Below are 24,451 nucleotides of genomic sequence, written 5' to 3' on the forward strand. Positions count from 1 at the left end.
GAATATTAAATCTATTTAAAAAGGCAATTTGGTCAACTGGTTCAGGAAATGTGGAATGACGCGAGGTTCCAGAATAATGGTGACTACAACACCATAGGCGGCTCCCCAAAGATGCGCACTGTGGTTGATATTGCTATTGCCCCGTTTGCCGGACCAGATGCTATAAGCCACATATAAAATCGCAAAAATAATCGCAGGCACTGGAATAAAGAACACGAAGATCAGGTTCCAAGGCTGAAACAGAATATAAGCGAATAGCACCGCTGATACTGCACCAGAGGCTCCTAGGCTGGCCCAGTGGGCATCATGGCGATGTTTTAAATAACTCGGCAAAATGGCAACAATCAGTCCACCCAAATAAAATAAGACAAAGCCCATGTCATAAAAAAACTGACGGTAAAAACTTTCAATGATATTGCCAAAGAAAAACAGCGTGATCATATTGAACAGGAGATGCGTACCGTCGACATGAATAAAACCATGCGTGATAAAACGGTCATACTGCCCACGTTGCATGGCAGGCGGCCAGAAAATCAGACGATTCATCACTGCCTGATTGGAGAAAGCCAACAAGGAAATTGCAACAGTAATAATGATCAGGGTCACAGTGTGACCAAAGGGTAGATGTAACATAAATAGTTTAAATTGATCAGAGTCTAAGCAATAATGCCATTAAAAACTTAATAAACAATGATCTTGCATAGAATTCCTACAAAAATGGTTGATTTTTTTTAATTACCCTCCATCTTCGGTTAATATAACGACATCAGCTTGAGGATTATTGTTATGTCGACTGAGAACACCAACACTGCTGTCGCAGAAGAAATTCCAAACCTTTTGATTACTCCCTCTGCACAAGAGTATTTAAGTGATTTATTAGCAAAGCAGAATACTCCAGGGATTGGCGTTCGTGTTTTTGTAGAAAATCCAGGTACTCCACGTGCTGAATGTTGTATGGCTTATAGTACCCCTGAAGAAGTGGCACCAACAGACTATAAGCAGGACTATCCAGATTTTCCTGCCTATGTTGATGCACCATCAATTCCATATTTAGTGGATGCAGTGATTGACTACAACAAAGACCGTTTTGGTGGTCAATTGACGTTCCGTGCACCGAACTCTAAAGTGCCACGCGTTGGTCCAGATGCCTCAATTGAAGAACGTATCACCTATGTGTTGCAATCTGAAATCAATCCAGGCTTAGCAGGCCATGGCGGTAACTGTAGCCTGGTTGAAGTACAGGATAGTCCGGAGCACGGCTTAACCGCTGTATTGAAATTCGGTGGTGGTTGTCAGGGTTGTTCTGCGATTGATGTCACTTTAAAACAAGGTGTAGAAACCACCTTAAGACAGCATGTACCAGAGTTACAGCGCGTTGTGGATCAAACAGACCATACACAGGCAGAAGGCGCGTATTTTAAATAATCGCGAGAAATCTATTGTATTTTAAAAAGTCCTTTCGAGGGCTTTTTTTATTTTTAACATGCTGATTTTGATACTTTTAAATGAAGATTAATTTTGCATTTAGCAACCCCATGAGGTTGCCTGGATGCAGGTGTGTTCATCACTCCTGATCAATAAAAACAGAGGATGAAAACTTTAGTCGACGTACTACGGGACTTAAAATGGTTCCTGTTTATGCAGGCAGATTGGTTCTAGGTTTTAAGAGCAAAATAGACAAAATAAAAAAAACAGCAGAATAATTCAGGATAAGGGTGGAAGGGATTTATGAATAAGGCATTCGTGTTGGGCCTCAGTATTGGTGTCATGAGTTTGGCAAGCTATGCAAAAACGCCGCAAGTTGATGTGATTGTGTTCAATGCTGATGTGCGAACTTCTAATCCGGCAAAGCCAAAAGCACAGGCATTTGCGGTCAAAGAAGGAAAGTTTTTGGCGGTAGGCAATAACAGTTTTATCCGGCATATGGCAACCGAGCACACGCGCGTCATTGATGCTCAGGGTCGTACCGTCATCCCGGGTTTAACAGATGCACATACACATTTTGGTAGCGGGATGGAAATTGCGCAAGGCATTGATCTATACGGTTTGAATGATCGTGCTGAATGGTTCAGGCAAATTGCAGAACGTGATAAGCAGCTACCCAAAGGACAGTGGATGACCGGAGGCCGCTGGGATATCAGTTTGTTGCCAGAGCAAAGCTTGCCGACACGACAGGAACTGGATGCGATTGTGCCAGATCGCCCCGTAGTATTGCTGGATATTGATTATCATACCGCATGGCTGAATAGCAAAGCCATGCAACTTCTGGGAATTGACCGTCACACCGTCGCACCAGAGGGAGGCGAAATTGTTAAGGACCCACATACCGGCGAGTTGACCGGGATATTTAAAGAAACCGCCGCAACACAACTGGTGCGTAAAAATCCGGTCTATCTCAAAGCGGTGATTGCTGGAACAGAAGCACTGCCTGTTTTGAAAAAACTGGTTGCGCATTTTAACCAGTTGGGCGTGACCTCAGTCCATGATATGTGGAGAAGTGATTGGTCGGTTTATCCTGCAATGCTACAACAAAAGCAACCATTACCCATGCGGGTCTGGTTTGGCTATATGGCAGATACATCGGCAGAAAAAACCACAACAGCACAATTTGCTGAGTATGCAAGACAACGCGATGAACTGAACCGGCAATTTCAACAAAAAGAACAGCAATGGTTACAGGGACCGCAATTCCGCTATGGTTATCTTAAATATTTTGTGGATGGCACATTATTTAGTTATACCGCTGCATTGAATGCAGATTATGCAGACCGGCATGATTTTAATAGTGAGCCAATAAGCTCACAGGCCAAATTAAATGATCTGGTCAGCAAGGCGAATGCGGTGGGTTTTCCTGTTGCGATGCATGCAATTGGAGATAAAAGTGTCGATATGGCCTTAAATGCGATTGAAAGCAGTCCCCGCCATCGTCAATTTGCCAATCGAATCGAACATATTGAAGTCATGAGTGAAGCAGCCATGCCGCGTTTTGCCCAGTTAGGTGTGGTGGCTTCGATGCAGCCTGATCATGCCATCTCAGGTAATTACCAAGAATCACGTTTGGGCGAAGCACGTATGCCCTATAGCTATGCATGGCAGTCGCTATTAAGCAGTGGGGCTACGCTGGTCCTGGGGAGTGACTGGCCGACCGCCGTAGAAAACCCGATGTTACAACTCAGTGATGCCATATTTCGTGAATATAACGGAAAACCCCGTTATAGCGAAAACGCCCTGAGTCTGGATGAAGCCTTATATGCTTATACGCAAGCGCCTGCCAATGTTGCAGGCTGGGGAAATGAAACGGGCAGTATCAGTGTGGGTAAATGGGCCGATTTTGTCATTTTACAAGGTACCTTACAGCCACCACTGCCTAAGAACCTGAAGGACTGGCGGGTCGCGGAAACCTGGTTTGCAGGCCGACAGGTCTATGCTGCAAAACCGCGGCCACGATAAAAGGCATTCGAACAGGTAGCTGCTTTCGTTTGACTTGAATCGGTGGTATCTCAATAAAAATGGTTCCTGCATTTTCAGTTGAATTGGTTCTAGGTTTTGTAGAAAAAGCAACGAGAATAAAAATGGAAAAATAACACTGGATAGGGAAATAAGGGACTTATGAATAAGAAATTATGGTTAGCGAGCAGTATCGGCGTCATAAGCTTAAACAGCTATGCACAAACGCCTCAGGTTGATGTCATTGTACTGAACGCCGATGTTCGGACATCCAATCCGGCCAAGTCAAAAGCACAAGCTTTTGCTGTGAAAGATGGAAAGTTTCTGGCTGTAGGCGACAACCGCTTTATTCAGCAGATGGCGACCAAGCAGACACAAATTATTGATGTAAAAGGCAAGACGGTGCTGCCTGGTTTGACCGATGCGCATACCCATTTATTGGGTGGGCTAGAGCTTTGGGAAGGGGTGGACCTTTTTGGAATCAGCGATCGTCAGGAATGGTTTAGATTGATCGCCGAAAAGGATAAACAGTTACCGAAAGGCGCCTGGCTGGTGGGTGGTCGCTGGGATGTCAGCAGCCTCAAAGATGGTCATATGCCGACCCGTCAGGAACTGGATGCGATTGTGCCCGATCGCCCTGTGGTGTTACAGGACATTGACTATCATTCGGTCTGGGTAAATAGCAAGGCGATGCAATTGCTGGGAATTGATAAAAATACCCAAGCACCCGAAGGGGGCGAGATTGTCAAAGACCCGAAAACAGGAGAGCCGACAGGTATTTTTAAGGAAACTGCGGGCATGCAACTGATTTTGGGCAATCCAAAGTACAGCAGTGCATTACTTTCGGGCAAGGCGGCACTTCCAGTCATTGAAAAAATCATAGCGCATTTTAACAGTTTGGGGATTACCTCCGTACATGATATGTGGACTGAGTTGGCTACGGTTTATCCTGCTTTACTGGAGTCGAAACAGCAATTGCCGATGCGGATACGTTTTGGCTTGATGGCAGGAGAGGATCAGGTCACACCAGCCCATTTTCAGGCTTATGCAAAGCAACGTGATCAACTCAATCAGCAGTTCATGCAAAAAGAACAGCAGTGGAAAACTGGACCGCAGTTCCGCTTTGCCTATATGAAATATTTTGTTGATGGTACCTTGATGAATTACACCGCTGCATTGAATGAACCGTATGCAGATCGTCATCATTTTAATATCGCGCCGATTACCTCACAGGTAGAGCTGAATAATTCAGTGAAAAATGCGAATGAAGCAGGTTTCCCGGTGGCGATACATGCCATTGGTGACAAAAGTGTCGATATGGCCCTGAATGCGATTGAGAATAGTCCGAAACATCGTCAGTTTGCCAATCGAATTGAGCATATTGAAGTGATCTCTAAAGATGCAATTCCGCGTTTTGCCCAGTTAGGCGTGGTGGCTTCAATGCAGCCAGATCATGCCATTACAGGTAATTATCAGGAATCGCGTTTGGGTAAGGCGCGGATGCCGTATAGCTATGCCTGGCAGTCGCTGCTCAGTAGCGGTGCTACCATGGTACTCGGGAGTGATTGGCCGACTGCATCCGAAAATCCAATGTTACAGCTGAGTGATGTGGTTTTCCGTGAGTATCAGGGCAAAACCCGCTATAGCGATAACGCTTTAAGTCTGGATGAAGCCTTATATGCCTATACTCAAGCACCTGCCAATATTGCAGGCTGGGGGGATCAGATTGGCAGTATCAGTGTCGGAAAGTGGGCTGATTTTGTGGTCTTGCAAGATGCTTTAAAAACGCCATTGAATAAAGATATCAAAGACTGGAAAGTTGCTGAGACCTGGTTTGCAGGCAAACAGGTATATAAAGGGAAGTGAATAAACAATAAAGAACAGAGCGCTTTCAAAATTCAAAAAATGCTCAACATTGGTGTTAAAAGTTCCTTCTTCCTTGGGAGAAGGTTAGGATGAGGGGAAATGCTTGATCTAAATCCTCTCCCTTTTACGCGTAACTACGCTCATCCTTTAAAAAGGAGAGGGGACTTTTATTGTCTATTCAATACAGTTAAAAATATGACTGATGTAAAAATGTTAATAAATTTTAAAAACAAAGCAAGCGATAAGCTTGCTTTGTTTTTATGCGGATATGAATTAAACCTAGTTTTTATAAAATAAATGGCTCTTCTGTTTTTTGTGAAATTGGTTCTCGATTTATAGGGTGTGTGAAAGATAATCAGAATTCAAAAATAATCATATATTCATGGAATAAATAGATGATCAACAAGAAATGGATTCTAGCTATCTTAACATCTGCACTATTAGCGCCAGTATATGCAAAACCCGCCGATAGTCCTACTGAAAATCAGCAGCAACGTTTTTCAGTCAGTGGTTCAATGGCTTTTTTAACAGAGTATTATTGGCGTGGAACTACGCAAACCAAAGGCAAACCGGCTGTTCAAGGAACATTAAGTCTAGATCATGATTCAGGATTGTATACGCAACTTTTTGCATCAAATATACAGCTGGATATTGGCAGTAGTTTAGAGCTGGATTATTATATTGGCTATAATTATCAAATAAATAATGATCTTAAACTGAATCTGCAATATCTGGATGTAAACTATCCTGGAGAAGATAAAACCCTGCCCCGTGTAGATTTTGAGGAATACTCAATTGGCGTGTTGAAATCAAATCTCTTCCATGCTCAGGATGAGTTGAATCTGGCTTTTTACTATTCACCTGATTATACGCTAGAGACCGGTAAAATGCTGCGTTATGAGGTCGGATATCGTTATCCAGTCGCGGAGCAGTGGAATATATATACGCAAGTAGCATATAACCAGTTTGCAAATAAAGATGCCTATGCCGTACTTTGGGGAACGGATGAGAAAAGTCATTTCTATGATTATAAGCTAGGGCTGGATTTTAATTATCAAGATTTTATTTTTGATTTATATTATGCCAATGCAAATGTTAATAAAGATTTACCCAGTGTAGATAAAACAGTGGTATTTAGTTTAACCAAACTGTTTTAGTTTAAATGTGAGCATTTGTATTTTTAAATCATGCTTTGATGGTTGAAATAGTCCTATTTAAAATTTTCTTAGATCAAACAGCAGCCAAAAAGTTTTATATATAAAACTTTTTGGCTGTTTTGTGTTCGGTGTTGAATGTAGTTAGAAATAATTAAAAAGTAATAAAAAATAAATTGATTTTTATAAAAATAGGGTTAGTTTAATCTTTTGCTTATTTGTTTGAAAAACAAAAGGAATTTTATTTATTTATTGATGTTTAAATTGGTACCTGTTTTTTTGAAAGAATTGGCACTCGTTTTTAATGGAAGAATTAATCAAAGTAGAGTGAATAAAGCGATAGTGATATATCGATAAAAGGGATGTTAAAACAATGAAAGTGAATGCAGAGCGTTTATGGCAGATGCTCATGGACATGGCAAAAATTGGTGCCACCAGCAAGGGTGGTAATACACGGTTAGCGCTTACGGATGAAGATATTGCAGGTCGGGCTTTACTGCTTGAGTGGGCCAAGCAGATTAATCTTTCTATTCATTATGATGAAGTCGGTAACCTGATTTTACGCCGTTCTGGTCAAGACCATACCGCATTGCCTATCGTTATGGGCAGCCATCTGGATACCCAGCCCAAGGGCGGACGCTTTGATGGCATTTATGGTGTGCTGGCGGGTATGGAAGTGTTACAGCGCCTAGAAGAACAGAATATTGTGACGGCTCATCCACTTGAACTGGTGGTGTGGATGAATGAAGAAGGCGCACGTTTCACTCCGGCAATGATGGGCTCCGCCGCTTTCGCTGGGGTATTACCTAAACAGCAAGTCTATGACACTACCGATAAAAACGGTATTTCTGTTTATTCCGAACTGGTCCGTACTGGGCAACTCGGCGATTATCCACTGGCGCGTCCATTCCAGGCGTATTACGAAGCCCATATTGAGCAAGGGCCTGTATTGGAAACAAACCAGATCTCGATTGGCGTGGTCACCGGTGGTCAAGCCATTCTGTGGCTCGATGTTGAAACCCAAGGCAAAGCAGCACATGCAGGCACAACCCCGATGAATATGCGTAAAGACACCATGGTCGGTACCGCAGAAATGATTGTGGCTGTTGAAAAATGCATTCTTGAGAAATTCCCGCAAGGTTTGGTGACCTTTGGTGAAATGCAGGTGGCGAATTCATCGCGCAATACCATCCCGGGCCAGATTCAGTGGACCATTGATTTACGTCATCCAGATGATGCTGCACTCAACGTCATGGAAGTGGAAACCAGAGCGATCTTGTCTCGTCTGGCGACAGAAAGAGATCTGGACGTTCAGGTGTCTCAACATTGGCTGAGTCCGGCGACTTATTTTGATAAGACTTGTGTGGCAACGGTTCAGGCAGCGGTAAACAGTCTGGGCTACAGCAATCAGCCGATTGTGAGTGGTGCAGGACATGATGCCATCAATATCGCGAAACATTGTCCGACCACGATGATCTTTATTCCGTGTATTGATGGTTTAAGCCATAACGAGGCAGAAGATATTTATATGCAAGATGCGGCTCAAGGTGCCGATGTGTTGCTGAATGCGATCTTAAATTATGACGCACAGTCAACCGCACAAATGATGCAGAAGAATACAGTAACAGTTTAATGATCAATAAATTAACAATGTGTAAGACATGCATGCTGCTGGAATGGAGCATTGCAATAAAAAATGGATGGATAGAAGATGAACTCTAAATTACCTGTAAATGTCGATATTCAGGATATCTGGCAAAAAGATAAGGATCATGTGATTCACCCATGGACAGATTTTTCGACCTTTAAAGACGAAGGCTCTTTAATCATGTCGAAAGGTGAAAATGTCTATGTCTATGATGCGCAGGGCAATAAATATCTAGATGGTATTGGCGGCCTGTGGTGTGTCAATGTCGGTTATGGACGCAAAGAAATTGCCGATGCCGTTGCTGAACAGATCATGGAACTACCTTATTATTCACCATTTGGTCATCAAACTACAGCACCAGCAGCCAAGTTGGCGGCTAAACTGGCTGAGTTGGCACCGGGTAATCTGAATCATGTGTTTTATGGCTGTGGTGGTTCAGTAGCGAACGATACTGCAGTACGTTTAATTCACCACTATTTCTATCAGATTGGCAAACCATCGAAAAAGAAACTGATTGCCCGTAAAGACGCTTATCACGGCAGTACCTATATCAGTATGACCTTGACGGGTATTGAAGCCGATCATGTCGGTTTCGAAATTCACAATGAGCTGGTTCACCATGTGTCATGTCCAAATCCATACCGCAAGCCAGCATCGCAGTCGATGGAAGATTTCTGTAATGAAAAGGTTCAGGAACTGGAAGATACCATTCTGAAACTTGGCCCGGACAATGTCGCAGCTTTCTTTGCCGAGCCAATCATGGGTGCGGGCGGGGTGATTGTTCCGCCAGAAGGTTACCATGCCAAAACCTTGGCCGTCTGTAAAAAATACAATGTGCTGTATGTATCTGATGAAGTGGTTACCGCATTTGGTCGCCTAGGTCATATGTTTGCTTCAGAAGACGTGTTTGGCATTGTGCCTGACATTATTACCTGTGCAAAAGGGTTGTCTTCGGGTTACCTGCCTTTAGGTGCAACCATCATTTCGGATGAGATTTATGATGCCATCAGTAAACCGCATCATGAAGGTGGTTTGCTTACTCATGGCTTTACCTATTCAGGTCATCCGGTCAGTTGTGTGGCTGCACTCAAGAATATTGAAATTCTGGAAAAGGAAAAGATTTGTGAACATGTCCAGGACATGGGTGTTTACTTTGAAGAGCAATTAAAGACGTTGGCAGATCTGGAAATTGTCGGTGAAGTACGCGGCAAGAAATTCATGATGTGTATCGAGAACCTGCGTAACAAACAAACCAAAGAACTGTTTGACCGTTCTGTTGGGGTAGGTAAACGTATTGCCAATCATTGCCAGAAACTCGGTCTGATTGTACGTCCTGTGGGACACATGAATGTATTGTCTCCACCTTTAATCCTGACACGTGATCAAATTGACTTTGCCGTGAAAACCTTACGTCATGCGATTCAGAATACCATTCAGGAATTAAAGGCTGAAGGTCATTTGTAAGCCGAATCTCTTTGATCTTTCAAGCAGTCAACTTGCCCTGCGGGGTGAGTTGAGTCTCGCTGATCGATAGAAATAGCGGGACAACAACAGATGATGTCGATGGAATGAATGAGGAATAAAGCGACTGGGTTGACTTGAAGCAGGCTGAAATCCTGTGGGCAGTCACGATGAATCCGCTTTAGAACTCGTATGAGAGCAAGCAGATGAAGAATTATATCAATGGAAAATGGGAAAATACGTCAGGAAGCTCCCAGATTACGGTGGTGAATCCAGCCAGTGAAGAAGAATTAACCCGTTTTACGACCGCTTCCCCACAAGATGTAGATGCTGCCGTGGCGGCTGCGCAGCAGGCGCTGGAAAGCTGGAGTTCGACCAGTCCTGAACAACGGGCAAACTGGTTAAACAAAATTGCCGATGCCATAGATGCAGCAAAGAATACCCTGATTGAACTTTCTCATCGTAATAATGGTAAATCTTCGGAGCAAGCCCAAGTCGACGTCGAGAATAGCATTAAGTGCTATCGCTACTATGCCAATCTCGTCAAAGAATTTGCGTTTAGTCAGGTGACCCAATGTGAAGATGGCATTGAACTGACCCATCAGCAAAATCCGGTAGGTGTGGTTGCTTTGATTACGCCGTGGAATTTCCCGTTAATCACCAGCGCCTGGAAAATCGCACCCGCCCTTGCCGCAGGTTGCACACTGATCTTTAAACCATCCGAACTGGTGCCATTGCCAGAGTATGAATTTACCCGATTACTGGATCAGATCCAGTTTCCGCAGGGGGTCTTTAACCTGATTTTGGGAGATGCCGTGGCAGCCCAGCATCTGGTGACCCATCCAGAGGTCAATAAAGTCTCTTTCACCGGCAGTACCGAAGTGGGTATTCACGTGATGCAGGCAGCAGCGCAATCGGTCAAGCGTGTCACGTTAGAGCTGGGTGGCAAATCGCCGATCCTGATTCTTGAAGATGCCGATCTGGATGAAGCCGTCGATAAAGCACTTGGCGGCATGTTTTATAACAGCGGTCAAATGTGCTCTGCAACCTCACGTTTACTGGTACACCAATCACTGGCAGAGCGCTTTTACCAGAAGCTTAAAACCGCGGTGAAGTCGATGACTTTAGGTTCTGACCTAAGCGGCCCGTTGAGTATGGGACCGATGACGACGCAAAAGCAATATCAGAAAGTTCATGAATATTTAACTATCGCACAACAGGAAAAGCTTCAATCCTTAATTGATCCTGAACAGATTGCCATTCCGGAAAAGGGCTTTTTCATTCAGCCTCATGTTTTTGTAAATGTACCGACTGAAAGCCGCTTGTGGACAGAGGAAATCTTTGGCCCGGTGATGTGCTGTCGAAGCTTTGAAACTGAAGAAGAAGCGATCCGGCTAGCCAATGATTCTGACTTTGGTCTGGCTGCCACCATTATCACCGGATCTTTGCAGCACGGTAAAAAAATTGCCAAGCGACTTCGCTCTGGTCATATCTGGATCAATTGTCATCAAATGATTCAGCCTGGCTCTTTATGGGGCGGGTTCAAGAAAAGTGGAATTGGGCGTGAACTGGGTGAATCGGGAATGCAAAGTTATCTCGAAGAAAACGTGATTACGCTTTAATTATTTCAACTATTTATTGAATCGGGAAAGGGACTTCTCTGTTCAGTATCACTATCCAAAATGAATAAAAAAAGCACTGCGAAAGTGTTTGCATTGATGCAGGAGAAACATGCATGGAAAGCGAAAACAACCGAAAAGGGCTGTCATTGTGGCAAGTAGTTGTCATTGGTGTGGCTTATATGGCTCCAGCCACTGTATTTGATACTTTTGGTATTATTTCAAGAGTTACCGAAGGACGGGTTCCTCTGGCTTATATTCTGGCTTTATTTGCGATGCTATTAACTGCATTTAGCTATGCACGCTTTAGTAAACTGACACCAAAATCAGGATCGGCTTATACCTATACCACTGAAACATGCGGCAAGACAGCGGGTTTTTTTGTGGGCTGGTGCTCGTTGATTGACTATCTACTGATTCCGTTGGTCAATGTTTTACTCGCCTCATTTTATCTTAATGCATTGATGCCCGACATTTCCTATACCACCTGGGTGGTGATCATGGTCGGGATTATCACGCTAATCAACAGCTTTCGTATCAATATTCTGGCCAATTTTAGCTTTATCTTTATTGCAGCTACGATTTCAATGATGCTGGTGTTTATTTTTCTGGTGGTCACAGGCATGGGGCATTCGCAGGGTTATCAAAGCCTGGCGACAATCAAGCCGTTATTCAATGGTAATCCCGAATATCTGACCTTGCTGACAGGTGTGTCATTGGTCTGTTTCTCTTATTTGGGCTTTGATGCGGTCTCGACCTTAGCCCATGAAAGTCGCAATCCGACTAAGACCATTCCCCGGGCGATTATGCTGACAACCTTATTAGGTGGCCTGATTTTTATTACGGTTTCGTGGTTCGTTCAGTTGTCCTTTCCGACACTGGAACAGTTTAAAAATCCAGATGAAGCCTTACCTGAAATTGCACTGTTTGTTGGAGGCGTATTTTTCCAGTCAGCCTTGCTTACCGTACAGATCATGAATGCATTTGCCTCCGGTTTGGCCTCTCATGCCAGCGCTTCACGTTTACTTTACATCATGGGACGTGATGGTGTGTTTAACCAAAAAATATTCGGTTATGTCAATCATAGATTAGGTACGCCGTTATATTCGATTTTATTCGTGGGTCTGATTTCCCTGTTAGCCATTACCGTTGATCTGGCAACGGTGGTGAGTCTGGTCAGTTTTGGTGCCTTGATTGCATTTACCATGGTGAACTTCTCTGTATTCATGAAATTCTTTGTGCTTCGTAAAGAGCGTACGGGCTTGAAAAACATTTTCTTCAATTTGCTGCTACCACTGGTTTCGGTACTGTGCCTATTAGGTTTATGGGTACATCTGGAAAAATCGGCACTGGAATTTGGAGGCGTGTGGCTATTGGCTGGGGTTTTACTGCTGCTTTATAAGCGTATCCGCAAACAGCCGCTCTCGTTTGGGGCCACCACTTAAACCGTTTTAAACAATTGATTTGATCAATGTAGATTTGACTTCAAAAGATATGAACATATGGAGATAGACAATATGGAACAGAATGCGACAACCCCAAATCAGCAAGGTTTTAGCATGCCCGGCGAGTGGTCTGCACAAGAAGCGGTATGGATGATCTGGCCGTATCGTACGGATAACTGGCGTGGCAATGGCGCACCTGCACAACAGGCTTTTGCCCAGGTTGCGGCTGCAATTGCCCAGAAAACGCCAGTATTTATGGCTGTTCCTCAAGCAGAAATGGAAAAAGCACGTCAAGTTATGCCTGCACAGGTCACACTGGTGGAAATGGAAAGTGATGATGCCTGGACACGTGATACGGGACCAACCATTGTCAAGAATGCACAAGGCCAGAAAAAAGCCATTAACTGGGTATTTAATGCATGGGGTGGGGAAAATGGCGGATTGTATTTCCCATGGGATCAGGATCAGTTGATTGCAGGCAAGATTTCAGCACAGCACGGTATTGATACTTACTCGACACCGCTAATTTTAGAGGGTGGGGCCATTCATGTGGATGGAGAAGGCACATTGTTGACCACGGCAGAATGCTTGCTGAATCCGAACCGAAATCCACATCTGACTCAGGCCCAGATTGAAAATATTCTGCAAGAATGCTTGGGTGTCACCACTTTCATCTGGTTGCCTCAAGGTGTATTTAATGATGAAACCGATGGGCATGTTGATAATATGTGCTGCTTTGTCCGTCCTGGTGAAGTGGCATTGCACTGGACAGATGATCTTAATGATTCGCAATACGCACGTTCACAAGCTGCATTACAAGTACTGGAAAATACAAAGGATGCAAAAGGCCGTCAATTGAAAGTGTGGAAGTTGCCATCTCCCGGGCCACTGTATGCCAGTGGAAACGAGACGATCGATATTGATAAGGGCAATGCCATTGAACGTTTTGAAGGTAATCGTCTGGCGGGCTCTTATGTCAATTACCTGATTAGTAACCAGCAGATCATTTTCCCGTTACTGGATGAACGTACTGATGAACAGGCGAAGGCATTGTTCCAGCAGATGTATCCAGACTATCTGATCACAGGTGTTCCTGCGCGCGAAATCTTACTCGGTGGCGGCAATATTCACTGCATTACTCAGCAAATTCCGGCTTAAGTCACGATGCGACATGCAAGTTGAAACGTGGTCCAGATATGGGGCGCGCTTTTCAACTTGCGCAATCAAAAAACAACGTAATATGCATAAAAATTACTAGAAAAGTATCATAATTTTAAAGAAGCGATTTAAGCTATAAAACGTCTTTAAATTTGAACAGCTTGAGTCAGCCGACCATTTCAATAACAGCTAGCTTCTAACCCAGACTTCATCATTAACTTTTTACTTAAATGTAATCAGATCATTGTTAAATAAAATGAATGATTTGGAATCATTATTTTTGACTGAAAGTTAAAAAGTTCAACTGGTTTGCCTCAATTGATAAGCTATCGGCAAACAATTAAAAATGAATATATAAATAATAATAATTATCATTTGTATTGAGTTTTATTTGTTTTTTGTTAGAATTCCCATAAATTTTAAGCAATCTTTAAGATATCTCTGAATCGGGTGGGAATATGTCCAACAAAATAGCACGTCAATCACTCCTCACTATTTCCGTATTGGGCGGTATGATGGCGCTTGCACAGGCAGCAGAAATTCAGGTCAATAAAGAGCCTGTACAACTGGAAAAGATTGTTGTCACGGCAAGTGGATTTGAGCAGGACATTAAAAAAGCAGCAGCCTCTATTTCTGTGCTTACACAAGAAGAAATGAATAAAAAAGCATATCGTGATGTGACCGATGCACTGAAAGATGTTCCAGGTGTGGTGGTTACAGGAGGCGGTAGCTCAAGTGATATCAGTATCCGTGGTATGGGCAGTGCCTATACCGTGATTATGGTTGATGGCAAAAAAGTAAATTCACGTTCAGTACGTCCCAATAGCGATAACTCAGGCATTGAGCAAGGCTGGTTACCGAATATTGGCGCTATTGAACGCATTGAAGTGATCCGTGGACCAATGTCTGGCTTATATGGTTCAGATGCGATGGGCGGTGTGATTAACATTATTACCAAGAAAAATGTAACTGAATGGACGGGTTCGATCAAGCTTGATACCACGTTGCAGGAAAATTCTGACTCAGGTAATCAATATCAAACCAATGCTTATATTGCAGGTCCTCTAATCGCCAATCTATTATCGTTTAAAGCCAATGGTCTTTATTCGCAACGTGATGAAGATGAAATCTATGGGGGGTATAGCAAGCAAAAAATTCGCGCAGGTGGAGCTGCCTTTAGTCTGACCCCCAATGATGATCATACCATTGATCTGGAGTACCAGCGCTCAATTCAAAACCGCGATGCAACCGTTGGCAAGAGTATTTCTCCAATACAAACGGGTCGAAATCCACCAGCAAACTCATTCTCGGACTACTATCGTACTGAATATAGCTTAACGCATCGTGGAAAAATTGGAGCAGTCGAAACACATTCCTATATTCAGCGTGAAGAGAATGAAAATCCATCACGGAATATGGAAGCGATCAATACTACATTTAATACCATCAATAAAATTAACTTTGATCGTCATAGTTTGAGCTTTGGCGGGATGTACCTCAAAGAAGAATTAGATGACAAAGGTAATCAGCTAAGCGTTGGTGGGGCAAAACCTGTTTCCAATCTTGATCGTTATAGCTGGGCATTATTTGCGGAAAATGCCTGGAATATTGTCGATGATTTCACTTTAACTAGTTCACTGCGTTTAGATAAAGATGAAAAATTTGGTGATCACTGGAGCCCGAAAGTCTATGGCGTTTGGGGGCTGAATGATAATTGGGTGATTAAAGGTGGTGTCTCAACAGGTTATAAAACACCAGCACTGCGTGCAACCGTTGCAGAGTGGGGACAGGCGACGGGAGGCAGTCAAAGTAAAGGTGTGATTGTTGGTAATCCGAACCTAAAACCTGAAAAGAGTGTGAACTATGAAATGTCCTTTAACTGGGACAATTTAGATAATCTGACTGCAGGTCTTACACTATTCAATAGTGAGTTTAAAGACAAGATCACTGAAATCAGAACCTGTCAGGGAGCCTCTGGATCAATGGGCTGCGACTGGCTGGGTGAAAAATTTGACTTTGTCAGCCTGCGTGAGAACGTGGATAAAGCCAGTATGCGTGGTGCAGAAGCAACCTTTGGCTGGAAAGTCCTCCCAAATGTGAACTTGAGTGCAAATTATACCTTCACCGATACCGAACAAAAGAGTGGCGCGAATAAAGGCAAGCCTTTAAATGAAATGCCTAAACACATGTTTAATACCACAGCAGATTGGGAAATTAACGATCAGTTCTCAAGCTGGGGCCGTGTGAATTACCGCAGTAAAACTTCGGATTACTTAAGCCGTACAGCCATGGCCAAAGGTAAACCTGCTTATACGATGGTAGATGTTGGGGTGAACTATAAGCCAACGCAAAATATTGCGGTCGCTGCAGGCATTTACAATCTATTTGATAAAGAGATTGATACTGCGACCTATAACTATGTGTTAGATGGCCGCCGTTATAATCTTGGTGTGACCTATAGCTTCTAAGACTTGAAGGGAAGGATAAGGTTTTTAAAGCCTTATCCTTCTACTTTTAAGATATGTACGACTTGATCCGAATAATAAAACTTTTCTAAATAAGGGCGGGCACGCTCACGTAAATAACCTGTCTCGATCACCTGTTGCAGTACAGGGATGAGTAATTGACTGAGTTCATGTTCAATCAATGTCTCATCAATATTCAGGTCACGTAATAAAAGATCAAAAGTCCGTTCCTGATTACGTGCGTACCAGGCATAGACGCCATCATGCACTTGTTGTTTTAGATAAGGCGTCTGACGAATATGATCCCAGATTTCGTGTCCCATCGCGACCGTCTTTGGTAAGTCCTGTACTTCGACATAATTCCGCAATACCGATAAGGGCATGACTTTAATTTTATGCCAGAGATTGGCCTGAAAATGATAGAGCTTGTCATCATTAAAGTGCTGGTTGAGCACTCTCTCACTCATTTGACTGATTTTTAAAATATTCTTTTGCAGATAATGGGCAATGGTCTGGTTCAGATTGGAATCGGTCACTGTTTCTAAAACCGATTTGCCCATTTTCATAAAATGCCCGACACCAGGAACGCGCTTTGACATCACTGAATTATCCAGATAATCCTGAATCGAGTGCTGGATTAACTGGCTAATCAATGCTGAGAACGCGGGATTGTTCACCACGGTTTTAATTAAACGCTGGCGATGGCCACTTTTACTGGCCACATACTGGGCAATCGAATCTACTGTCAGCACAGGGATGACATCTTCAATGCTGGTCTGCTCGTTAACGGGATGAATCAGGGCAAAACGGATATGCTCCGCAATCTGCTCAACCAGAAAGGCACTTGCCGGTGTCGCAAGAATCTGTTTTTCAATCAGGTTAAAAATTTGTTCAAAAGACCAGATCTGCTGTAACGGTTGCAAGCGTAACCAATGATAGAACTGTTTAAATTCAGTTTGAATGGTGTCTGGCTGAGCAAACTCATGTTCAAGAAATTCGAGCTGTGCATCAATCAGTTGTTCTATCATTGGATGTTTAGACATATATTCTCAAATCGCTAAATTAAGTTTATTGCGCTGGAGCCGCAGCAGTTTTTTGTGCCTGAATCTTGCTCAGGAACGGCAGATATTGCTGAACCACCAGTTGATCTGCTTCCAGAATCGGCATATGGCCAACATTGTCCAGAATGACAGGCGTCTGGGCATTTTTCAGTAATGCTTTTAATTCAGGAACGACTTCGACATTGACGATTTTATCCTGCTTGCCCCATAAGATCAGGGTCGGTGCATCAATCGATCTTGCCAGCAAGGCAAATGAATCCGGGGTATAGAGCTTGTTCAAGGCAATCACCTGATCGACCATTTTCTGGGTCTGCTCAACCTGACCAATCATCATTTTTTCTTGTGCCTGAGCAATTTCCTTCGGAATGAACGGTGGAGTAAACATGGCTTGTTGCATCAGGAAATTGAAATCTCCTTTTTTGCTCACAATCATGTTCTTCACCTGATTTGGATCTTTTAAATAAGGTGTATTCGCTGCTTTATAGACACCTGCTGCGTCAATCAGGAAAAGACTCTTGGTTTCAAAGGGATATTGGCCTGCATAGAGCATGGCAATAGAACCACCCAGTGAATGGCCAGCAATATGTGCAGGTCCGGTCAGATTGGCGGCTTCCACAAAACGGCGTAATTTTTCGGTGACATTCGGCACAGAATAGTCAAAATCTTTCGGAACCAGTGTTTCACCGCTGGCTGGTAAATCCGGAATGATGACGTGGTAATTTGCTGTGAGGGCGCGTGCGACACGGTTCCAGTTGTCACGACTACCTGCCAGACCATGAATTAAAATAATAATAGGCTTGCCGGCTTGACCGCCTTCACTATAAGACCAGGTGATATCACCCACTTTTAAGGTTTTGCTTTGTAAACCAGCCCAGGCACGCTCTTGCTGCAACAGGTTTTGAAAGCTCATTTCTATTTCGGCAGCTTGAGTTGTAGTTACAGCAACCGTGCTTAAGCTACAGGCCAGTAACGCAGCACCAAACGTCTTGCGCAAAGGTTGGGCAAATCGGGTATTGATCATCTTTGTTCAATCCTTGATCTATTTTTAAACCAATTGATTATTGAGGAAGAGACGACGCGAGTCATTTGCATAATCTACAGATGTATGGAAATTCTTGCCAATGAATTCAGCAATTTTCCGCTATTTTAGCGTTCAAAAGATTAGCAAGTATGCTGATCGTTTCTATTTTTGTCAGTGACTTTCAAACGGGCGCACATTAAACTGTTGCCTCAGGTCAATCACACATGGATATACACATGCTCACCGCACAAGAAGCATTAGAACGTTTAAAAGCTGGTAATGCCCGTTTTGTAAAAGGAGAAGCAGTTCAACAAAAATTGTTATCTCACCAAGAACGTGCCGAGATGGCAAGTGATCAAAATCCTTTTGCAATTGTTTTAGGCTGTTCTGATTCACGTGTACCTGCTGAAATGGTTTTTGACCAAGGCTTGGGTGACTTGTTCGTGATTCGTGTGGCAGGCAATATTGTGGCACCTTCACAGGTCGGCAGTGTTGAATTCGCTGCAGAGCGTTATGATTGTGCTGTGGTGGTGGTACTGGGACATAGCCATTGTGGCGCGATTCAAGCCACGATTGATACCTTGATGAACCCTGATCAGCCGCCTTCATCGAATTTAATGTCGATCGTCAACCGTGTCCGTCCTTCGGTTGAAATTCTGATGCAAACCGAACTCAAAAATGATTTGAAAAAATTGTCTGCACATGCGGTCCGTTCAAACGTATTTGCTTCTGTGAATCAGCTCCGTCACGGTTCAGCTGTGCTGGAAAGCCTGATTGAAAAGGGCAAAATGATTGTGGTTGGTGCAGAATATTCACTCGAAACCGGTGAAGTTTCTTTTTTTGATTTCTAAGCATCAGGGCGAGTTTTAACTCGCCTTAATTTCGCTGATTAAAGTATAAATCTTTATTTTTTATTGAATTAGAAAAATAAGTAAAGTAAAAGGGCAGACTCGATATGAAAATCATGCCTGTAAGCGAGCCTTTCTTGGCCGACTGGCTGCAATTAAGACGATTACTCTGGCCTGATCATGAAGACGCGCATTTACTGGAAATGCGGCAGTTACTCGAACAACCACATACTTTGCAATTATTAAGCTATAACGATCAGCAGCAAGCAATTGCCATGCTGGAAGCCTCGATTCGATATGAATATGTAAATGGCACACAAACTTCACCGGTGGCTTTTCTGGAAGGTATTTATGTGTTGCCAGAGTATCGACGTTCAGGTGTTGCTAGCGCGTTGGTACAGCAGGTAGAACACTGGGCCAAGCAGTTTGCATGTAGCGAATTTGCTTCAGATGCTGCGCTGGATAATACGATCAGTCATGCCATGCATCGCGCGCTGGGCTTTCAGGAAACCGAGCGTGTGGTTTATTTTAAGAAAAACATCAGTTGAAATCGTCAATTTCTTCAAAGGCGCGGTTTATAACGCAGCTTTGATATAAGGGTAAGCCAGATTCAGCATCAGGGGTTGTGCTTTCGCGTTCGGATGGATCTGGTCGTTCTGGATCAAGTGCTTCTGTCCTGCGACGCCGTCAAGAAAGAACGGTAGTAATTTCACTTTATATTGCTGGCTGACCAGCTTGTAATTATTTTCAAAGGCCTTGCTATAAGCGGTGCCATAATTCGGTGGTATTTTCATCCCGAACAATAAAACATGGGCTTTCTGCTTCTGACTCAACTGTACCAACTGGGCAAGATTTTTTTGAATCATTTGCGGAGGCTGACCGCGCAAGCCATCATTGCCACCCAGTTCAATCACCACCACTTCCGGGCGATAGGTTTGCAATAATTTTGGCAGTCTGGCCAGTGCACCGCTGGTGGTTTCGCCGCTGACACTTGCATTGACCACCTTGTGCTGTTTCGGATACTGTTGGTCTAAACGTTGTTGTAACAAGTGAACCCAACCTTGTTTTGCATCTATGCCATAACCCGCGCTCAGGCTATCACCCAAAATTAAAATAGTCTTTGCTGAAACCAGTGTCGGAATCAAGCAGACACTGATCATTGCAAGCGTTTTAGATACTGACAAGATAACTTTAGATATTTGCATTGCACTTCAAATTTGTCCTAAAGGATACGTGACATCATGCCACAACCGATTATTTCTGCCCAAAAAGTTACACAAAAGATTCAAATTAATCAGCAAAGTTTAACGATTTTAAAAGAGATCGATTTGGAGATTTATCCAGGCGAACAGATTGCCATTACCGGTCGCTCAGGTTCAGGCAAATCAACCTTATTGGGCATCCTGGCAACGCTTGATCGTCCCAGCGCAGGGGAGTTATGGGTGTGTGGACAGGCGGTGCATAGCTTGTCGGAGGAACAGCGTGCGCAGGTTCGTCTGGAAAATATCGGTTTTGTATTTCAGTCTTTTCAGCTATTGCCGCAGCTCAGTGCACTGGAAAATGTCATGTTGCCATTACGCTTACAACCTGACTTTAATTTCAGGCAGGCAGAACAAAAAGCATTGGCATGGTTAGAACGGGTTGGGCTAGTACGTCAGGCCCAGCAAACACCGAAAGTGCTCTCGGGTGGGGAGCAGCAGCGCGTAGCCATTGCACGTGCCCTGATTGCAGAACCAAAAATTATTTTCGCAGATGAACCGACCGGCAATCTGGACGGACAAACGGCTGAAGAAATTGAACAGCTGTTATTTGAGTTGAACAAAGAACTAGGCACAACCTTGGTGCTGGTGACCCATGATCAGAATCTGGCGGCTTTATGTCAACGTCATGTCAAACTGGCGGATGGACAGATTCAGGACATCGTCAAACTTGGAGAGGGCCTATGAGTTCAGTGCTTAAGCCTCTCTTACTGCAAAGCTTTCGTACGGGAGGCTTGTATTTATTAATCATTGCCCTTTCTTTAGCGATCAGTGCCACCACAGCCCTTAAGTTTAGTAATACCCAAGTCCAAAATGCCGTAACCCTACAGGCCGCTGAAATGTTGGCTGCGGATCTGGTGCTCTACGATAAGGACCCGATTCAGACCGAATGGTCACAGCAAGCCCAAAAACTGGGTTTGCAACAGGCAGCGGTGACGGTATTTAGTTCGATGGCGCATACCTCGGATCAGTTTGTGATGGTTAATGTCAAAGCGATTGATGCACATTTTCCATTACGCGGTGAACTTGAAATTCAGCCCAAGTCACAAAGCCTGCAAACTGGACAAGTCTGGTTGAGCCCGCGGGCCGCTGATCTGTTACAGGCGAAAGTAGGGGATCAGGTTGCGATTGCGGATGCTCAATTTAAAGTGAGCGGGATTATTGAACACGATGCTAATCAGGAGCTTGGCTTTTCAGGATTTTCGCCGACAGTGATGATTCATCAGGCCGATATTGCCAAAACCCATGCCGTGCAAGTGGGCAGCCGGATTGAGTATCGGTTATTGATGGCAGGGCCGCCTGAACAGGTTAAGGCTTTTAAACAAGTGTTCAGGCAACAGACTCATCCTGAATCGGTGCACGACCAGCCCGATGAGCAGCAGATGGGAGAGGGGGAACAGGCTTCACTGAAATTACGCGATGCCAGCCAATCCAATACGCGCTTAATGAAACCGATTGAAAATCTGGATACCTTTTTACAGCTTGCCAATTTGTTAACCATTTTGCTGTGTGGTATTGCCATTGCCTTGACCAGTCAACGTTATGTGCAACAAAATCAGGATCATATTGCCCTGATGCGCTGTCTGGGGGCGAGTAAGAGACAGATTTTGCTGGCTTATCTGGCCTTGCTTGGTATTGTCAGTGCTTTGTCGATTGGGCTGGGCAGTCTGATTGGGATTGCTTTAGGCTATGGTTTATTGCAGCTGATGTTACAGCTGATTCCACAATTACAATTGAGCTTTGCACTGGCTGATTTACTGTTTGCCTTGCCTGTCGCCATTTTTACCAGTGTGATGGTGCTGATCGGTTTTATCTTGCCCAGTATCTGGGAGTTACTCAATACCCCTCCGATTCGGGTGATCCGTCAACAGGAGCGTTCACGTAAATCGTATATCGCCATGTTTGCAGTCGGTATTGCCAGTCTGGTGATGTTTAGTCTGGTGCTGAGTGATAATTTGCAGTTAAGTCTATGGGTGTTGGCCGCGATCTTGATGTTATGTGCGGTGCTTTTTGCCGTGATCTGGTTGCTGTTAAAAGCGATCAAGCAGCTCAAGCATCCGATCTCTGCCTATGTACGGATTCCGCATCAAACTGCGCTACAGATTACCGCTTTGGCTTTGGGGCTGAGCCTGATTACGGTCTTGAGTGTCTTAAGAACAGATTTATTGCAGCGTTGGCAGCAACAATTGCCAGCAGGGACGCCAAACCAGTTTGTTTATGGCCTACCGCCATTTGATATGCCGCAATTGAAACAGCAGCTTGAGCAGAATCAATGGTCGAGCACCCCGCTTTATCCGAATATTCGAGGCCGGTTGGTGGCAAAAAATGGTCAGCCTTTTGCAGCAGAACTGGTCAAGCAAAATAATTCGTTGCGTCGTGAACTGAATCTGACCCAAGCCGCAGTGTATCCGAAAGATAATCTGATTACTGAGGGCAATCCACATTTTACCCAGACGGGGCAGGTGTCGGTAGAAGCCAAACTGGCCACTGAACTCGGGATCAAGATTGGCGATCAACTCAGTTTCAGCTTACCCGAAGGGCCACTGAATGCGACCGTCATCAATCTGCGGAGCGTGGAATGGGAAAGTTTTAGTCCGAATTTCTTCTTTATTTTTTCACCGAAAACCATGGATGAAAACGCAGGCAGTTATTTAGGCAGCTTCTATGTCCCGCCAGCGGATCAGCCGAAAATGGTGCAATTGATTCAGCAATTTTCCAACACGGTATTTATTGATGTCGGGCGTATTCTGGAAGAGGTAAAACGTCTGGTCAATGTTCTGGTGCAGATTGTCACGGTTCTGGCCTTGCTGGTGGGTTTATCGGGGGTACTGGTACTGATTGCCTGTTTAAATGTGCTGATGGATGAGCGCCGTAAGGAGGTGGCTTTATTGCGTTCCTTTGGTGTTGCCAAGCATAAATTAAAACGCATGCTCAGTCTGGAAATCGGTTTTATCGGCCTGTTGGCGGGTGTAGTAGCTTGTCTGTTTGCAGAGGTGATCAGTGCGATTGCCAGTTACAAGATGCAAATGGCGATTCAGTGGCATGCGGAAATCTGGCTGATTCTACCGTTGAGCATGCTAGTGGTATGTACGCTGATCGGGCGCTATCGTTTGAGTTACTTATGCGATATTGCGCCCTTACAAAGTTTAAGAGAAATGAACCAGTCTTAGAAAGTAAGCTGGTTCTGACGCAGGATTTCATGCCACAGTGGGGTAAGTCCTGCGCTTAATTGGGTGCAATAAAAATAGAATGCATAGAGCAGTAAGCTGCCCATCATCATGGCAATGGCTTGAGCCAGTGCTTTTCTTGGCGTTTTCTGGCTGAAATACCAGGTTGCGGCCAGTAATGCCCCCATCAGCATGCCGCCAATATGCGCGGCATTGTTAATGCCTGAAACGGTGAAACCGAAGACAAGGTTAATCCCCATCACCATCAGTAATGATTTTTTATCCAGCAAAAAGCGTTGCTGGGGCAAAGGGGGAAACAGGGAAATGACCGTAAGTGCTGCACCGAGTCCCATCACTGCACCGGAGGCGCCTGCACTGATATGCGGGAGTAATTTCGGGTCAAAATGTTGTAACAGCGCGTAGCCATCGCGAATGCTCAGATAGCTGGACAGGACACTGCCCATCAGGCCCGCCAGCACATACATAGCGATGTAATAGCTGCGACCAAATAATTGTTCTGCCACACTGCCAAAGATATACAGTGCCCACATATTTAACATTAAATGGATCAGGCCAAAATGGAAAAACATACTGGTGAACAAGCGTTCTGCCTGCCCGGAAAAGGTGAGCGGGGTAAAATCTGCGCCCCAGGCGATTGCATCAACAGGGGCAGGGTCGGTAATATTCACCCCTGAAAGAATCTGCCAGCCAAATAATCCGACATTGACTGCGATTAATAACGCAGTAAACCACCAAGTTTGTATTTGCAATTTTTGGTTGATTTGTGGTGGAGTCGTTTCAGTCATATGTTTAGGCTAGTGATTGATATAAA

General features: G+C 44.1%; 19 protein-coding genes. 14 read left to right on the forward strand and 5 right to left on the reverse strand.

Going from position 1 to position 24,451, the window contains the following annotated elements:
• Positions 1–15: 15 nt before the first annotated feature.
• Complete coding sequence (locus IEV39_RS00375; protein ID WP_005288288.1) at positions 16–633, reverse strand: rhomboid family intramembrane serine protease; 618 nt, start codon at positions 631–633, stop codon at positions 16–18.
• A 153-nt stretch (positions 634–786) separates the two neighbouring features.
• Here IEV39_RS00375 and nfuA point away from each other — a divergent pair, with 153 nt between their 5' ends.
• From nfuA to IEV39_RS00425, 10 genes are all read left to right on the forward strand, one after another.
• Positions 787–1,425 (forward strand): Fe-S biogenesis protein NfuA, encoded by a 639-nt coding sequence (nfuA, locus tag IEV39_RS00380; RefSeq protein WP_005288285.1) that lies wholly within the window; start codon positions 787–789, stop codon positions 1,423–1,425.
• Positions 1,426–1,728: 303 nt separating this feature from the next.
• Entirely contained in the window at positions 1,729–3,450 is a 1,722-nt protein-coding gene (locus IEV39_RS00385; RefSeq protein WP_005288282.1) for an amidohydrolase, read from the forward strand.
• A 159-nt stretch (positions 3,451–3,609) separates the two neighbouring features.
• The gene (locus IEV39_RS00390; RefSeq protein WP_005288279.1) at positions 3,610–5,313 is read left to right on the forward strand and encodes an amidohydrolase; all 1,704 of its coding nucleotides are present in this window, start codon (positions 3,610–3,612) and stop codon (positions 5,311–5,313) included.
• A gap of 395 nt (positions 5,314–5,708) precedes the next feature.
• Positions 5,709–6,470 (forward strand): TorF family putative porin, encoded by a 762-nt coding sequence (locus IEV39_RS00395; RefSeq protein ID WP_005288273.1) that lies wholly within the window; start codon positions 5,709–5,711, stop codon positions 6,468–6,470.
• 370 nt (positions 6,471–6,840) lie between these two features.
• Positions 6,841–8,100 (forward strand): Zn-dependent hydrolase, encoded by a 1,260-nt coding sequence (locus IEV39_RS00400; RefSeq protein ID WP_005288268.1) that lies wholly within the window; start codon positions 6,841–6,843, stop codon positions 8,098–8,100.
• A gap of 78 nt (positions 8,101–8,178) precedes the next feature.
• Positions 8,179–9,579, forward strand: coding sequence for an aminotransferase (locus IEV39_RS00405; protein ID WP_005288265.1), 1,401 nt, complete (start codon positions 8,179–8,181; stop codon positions 9,577–9,579).
• A gap of 203 nt (positions 9,580–9,782) precedes the next feature.
• Complete coding sequence (locus IEV39_RS00410) at positions 9,783–11,198, forward strand: aldehyde dehydrogenase family protein (RefSeq protein WP_005288263.1); 1,416 nt, start codon at positions 9,783–9,785, stop codon at positions 11,196–11,198.
• A 113-nt stretch (positions 11,199–11,311) separates the two neighbouring features.
• A complete protein-coding gene (locus IEV39_RS00415) occupies positions 11,312–12,640 on the forward strand; it encodes an APC family permease (protein ID WP_005231807.1) in 1,329 nt (442 codons plus the stop codon).
• Positions 12,641–12,712: 72 nt separating this feature from the next.
• The gene (aguA, locus tag IEV39_RS00420) at positions 12,713–13,798 is read left to right on the forward strand and encodes an agmatine deiminase (protein ID WP_005288259.1); all 1,086 of its coding nucleotides are present in this window, start codon (positions 12,713–12,715) and stop codon (positions 13,796–13,798) included.
• A gap of 458 nt (positions 13,799–14,256) precedes the next feature.
• On the forward strand, positions 14,257–16,266 hold the full coding sequence (locus tag IEV39_RS00425; protein ID WP_005288256.1) for a ligand-gated channel protein: 2,010 nt from the start codon (positions 14,257–14,259) through the stop codon (positions 16,264–16,266).
• A gap of 32 nt (positions 16,267–16,298) precedes the next feature.
• Here IEV39_RS00425 and IEV39_RS00430 read toward each other — a convergent pair whose 3' ends face one another.
• Both IEV39_RS00430 and IEV39_RS00435 read right to left on the reverse strand, forming a co-directional pair.
• Positions 16,299–17,306: a hypothetical protein gene (locus IEV39_RS00430; RefSeq protein WP_005288253.1), complete on the reverse strand. Its 1,008-nt coding sequence runs from the start codon at positions 17,304–17,306 to the stop codon at positions 16,299–16,301.
• 25 nt (positions 17,307–17,331) lie between these two features.
• Entirely contained in the window at positions 17,332–18,345 is a 1,014-nt protein-coding gene (locus IEV39_RS00435; RefSeq protein ID WP_005288250.1) for an alpha/beta fold hydrolase, read from the reverse strand.
• Positions 18,346–18,581: 236 nt separating this feature from the next.
• Between IEV39_RS00435 and IEV39_RS00440 the strand changes: the two genes are divergently transcribed.
• Both IEV39_RS00440 and aac(6')-I read left to right on the forward strand, forming a co-directional pair.
• Positions 18,582–19,196: a carbonic anhydrase gene (locus IEV39_RS00440; protein ID WP_005231802.1), complete on the forward strand. Its 615-nt coding sequence runs from the start codon at positions 18,582–18,584 to the stop codon at positions 19,194–19,196.
• Between the two features lie 104 nt (positions 19,197–19,300).
• Positions 19,301–19,741: an AAC(6')-Ighjkrstuvwx family aminoglycoside N-acetyltransferase gene (aac(6')-I, locus tag IEV39_RS00445; protein WP_005288246.1), complete on the forward strand. Its 441-nt coding sequence runs from the start codon at positions 19,301–19,303 to the stop codon at positions 19,739–19,741.
• Positions 19,742–19,768: 27 nt separating this feature from the next.
• On the opposite strand, the gene IEV39_RS00450 is transcribed toward aac(6')-I, so the two are convergent.
• Positions 19,769–20,392 (reverse strand): arylesterase, encoded by a 624-nt coding sequence (locus tag IEV39_RS00450; RefSeq protein WP_171067903.1) that lies wholly within the window; start codon positions 20,390–20,392, stop codon positions 19,769–19,771.
• Positions 20,393–20,434: 42 nt separating this feature from the next.
• On the opposite strand from IEV39_RS00450, the gene IEV39_RS00455 reads away from it, so the two are divergent.
• Both IEV39_RS00455 and IEV39_RS00460 read left to right on the forward strand, forming a co-directional pair.
• A complete protein-coding gene (locus IEV39_RS00455; protein ID WP_005231798.1) occupies positions 20,435–21,139 on the forward strand; it encodes an ABC transporter ATP-binding protein in 705 nt (234 codons plus the stop codon).
• The gene (locus IEV39_RS00460; RefSeq protein WP_005288241.1) at positions 21,136–23,622 is read left to right on the forward strand and encodes an ABC transporter permease; all 2,487 of its coding nucleotides are present in this window, start codon (positions 21,136–21,138) and stop codon (positions 23,620–23,622) included. The genes IEV39_RS00455 and IEV39_RS00460 overlap by 4 nt, the downstream gene beginning before the upstream one ends.
• Here the strand turns inward: IEV39_RS00460 and IEV39_RS00465 are convergent.
• A complete protein-coding gene (locus IEV39_RS00465) occupies positions 23,619–24,425 on the reverse strand; it encodes a rhomboid family intramembrane serine protease (protein WP_005288237.1) in 807 nt (268 codons plus the stop codon). The genes IEV39_RS00460 and IEV39_RS00465 overlap by 4 nt on opposite strands.
• Positions 24,426–24,451 lie beyond the last annotated feature (26 nt).

Origin of the sequence: Acinetobacter courvalinii, assembly GCF_014635545.1 — a bacterium.
In the GTDB taxonomy this organism is placed as follows: Bacteria; Pseudomonadota; Gammaproteobacteria; order Pseudomonadales; family Moraxellaceae; genus Acinetobacter; species Acinetobacter courvalinii.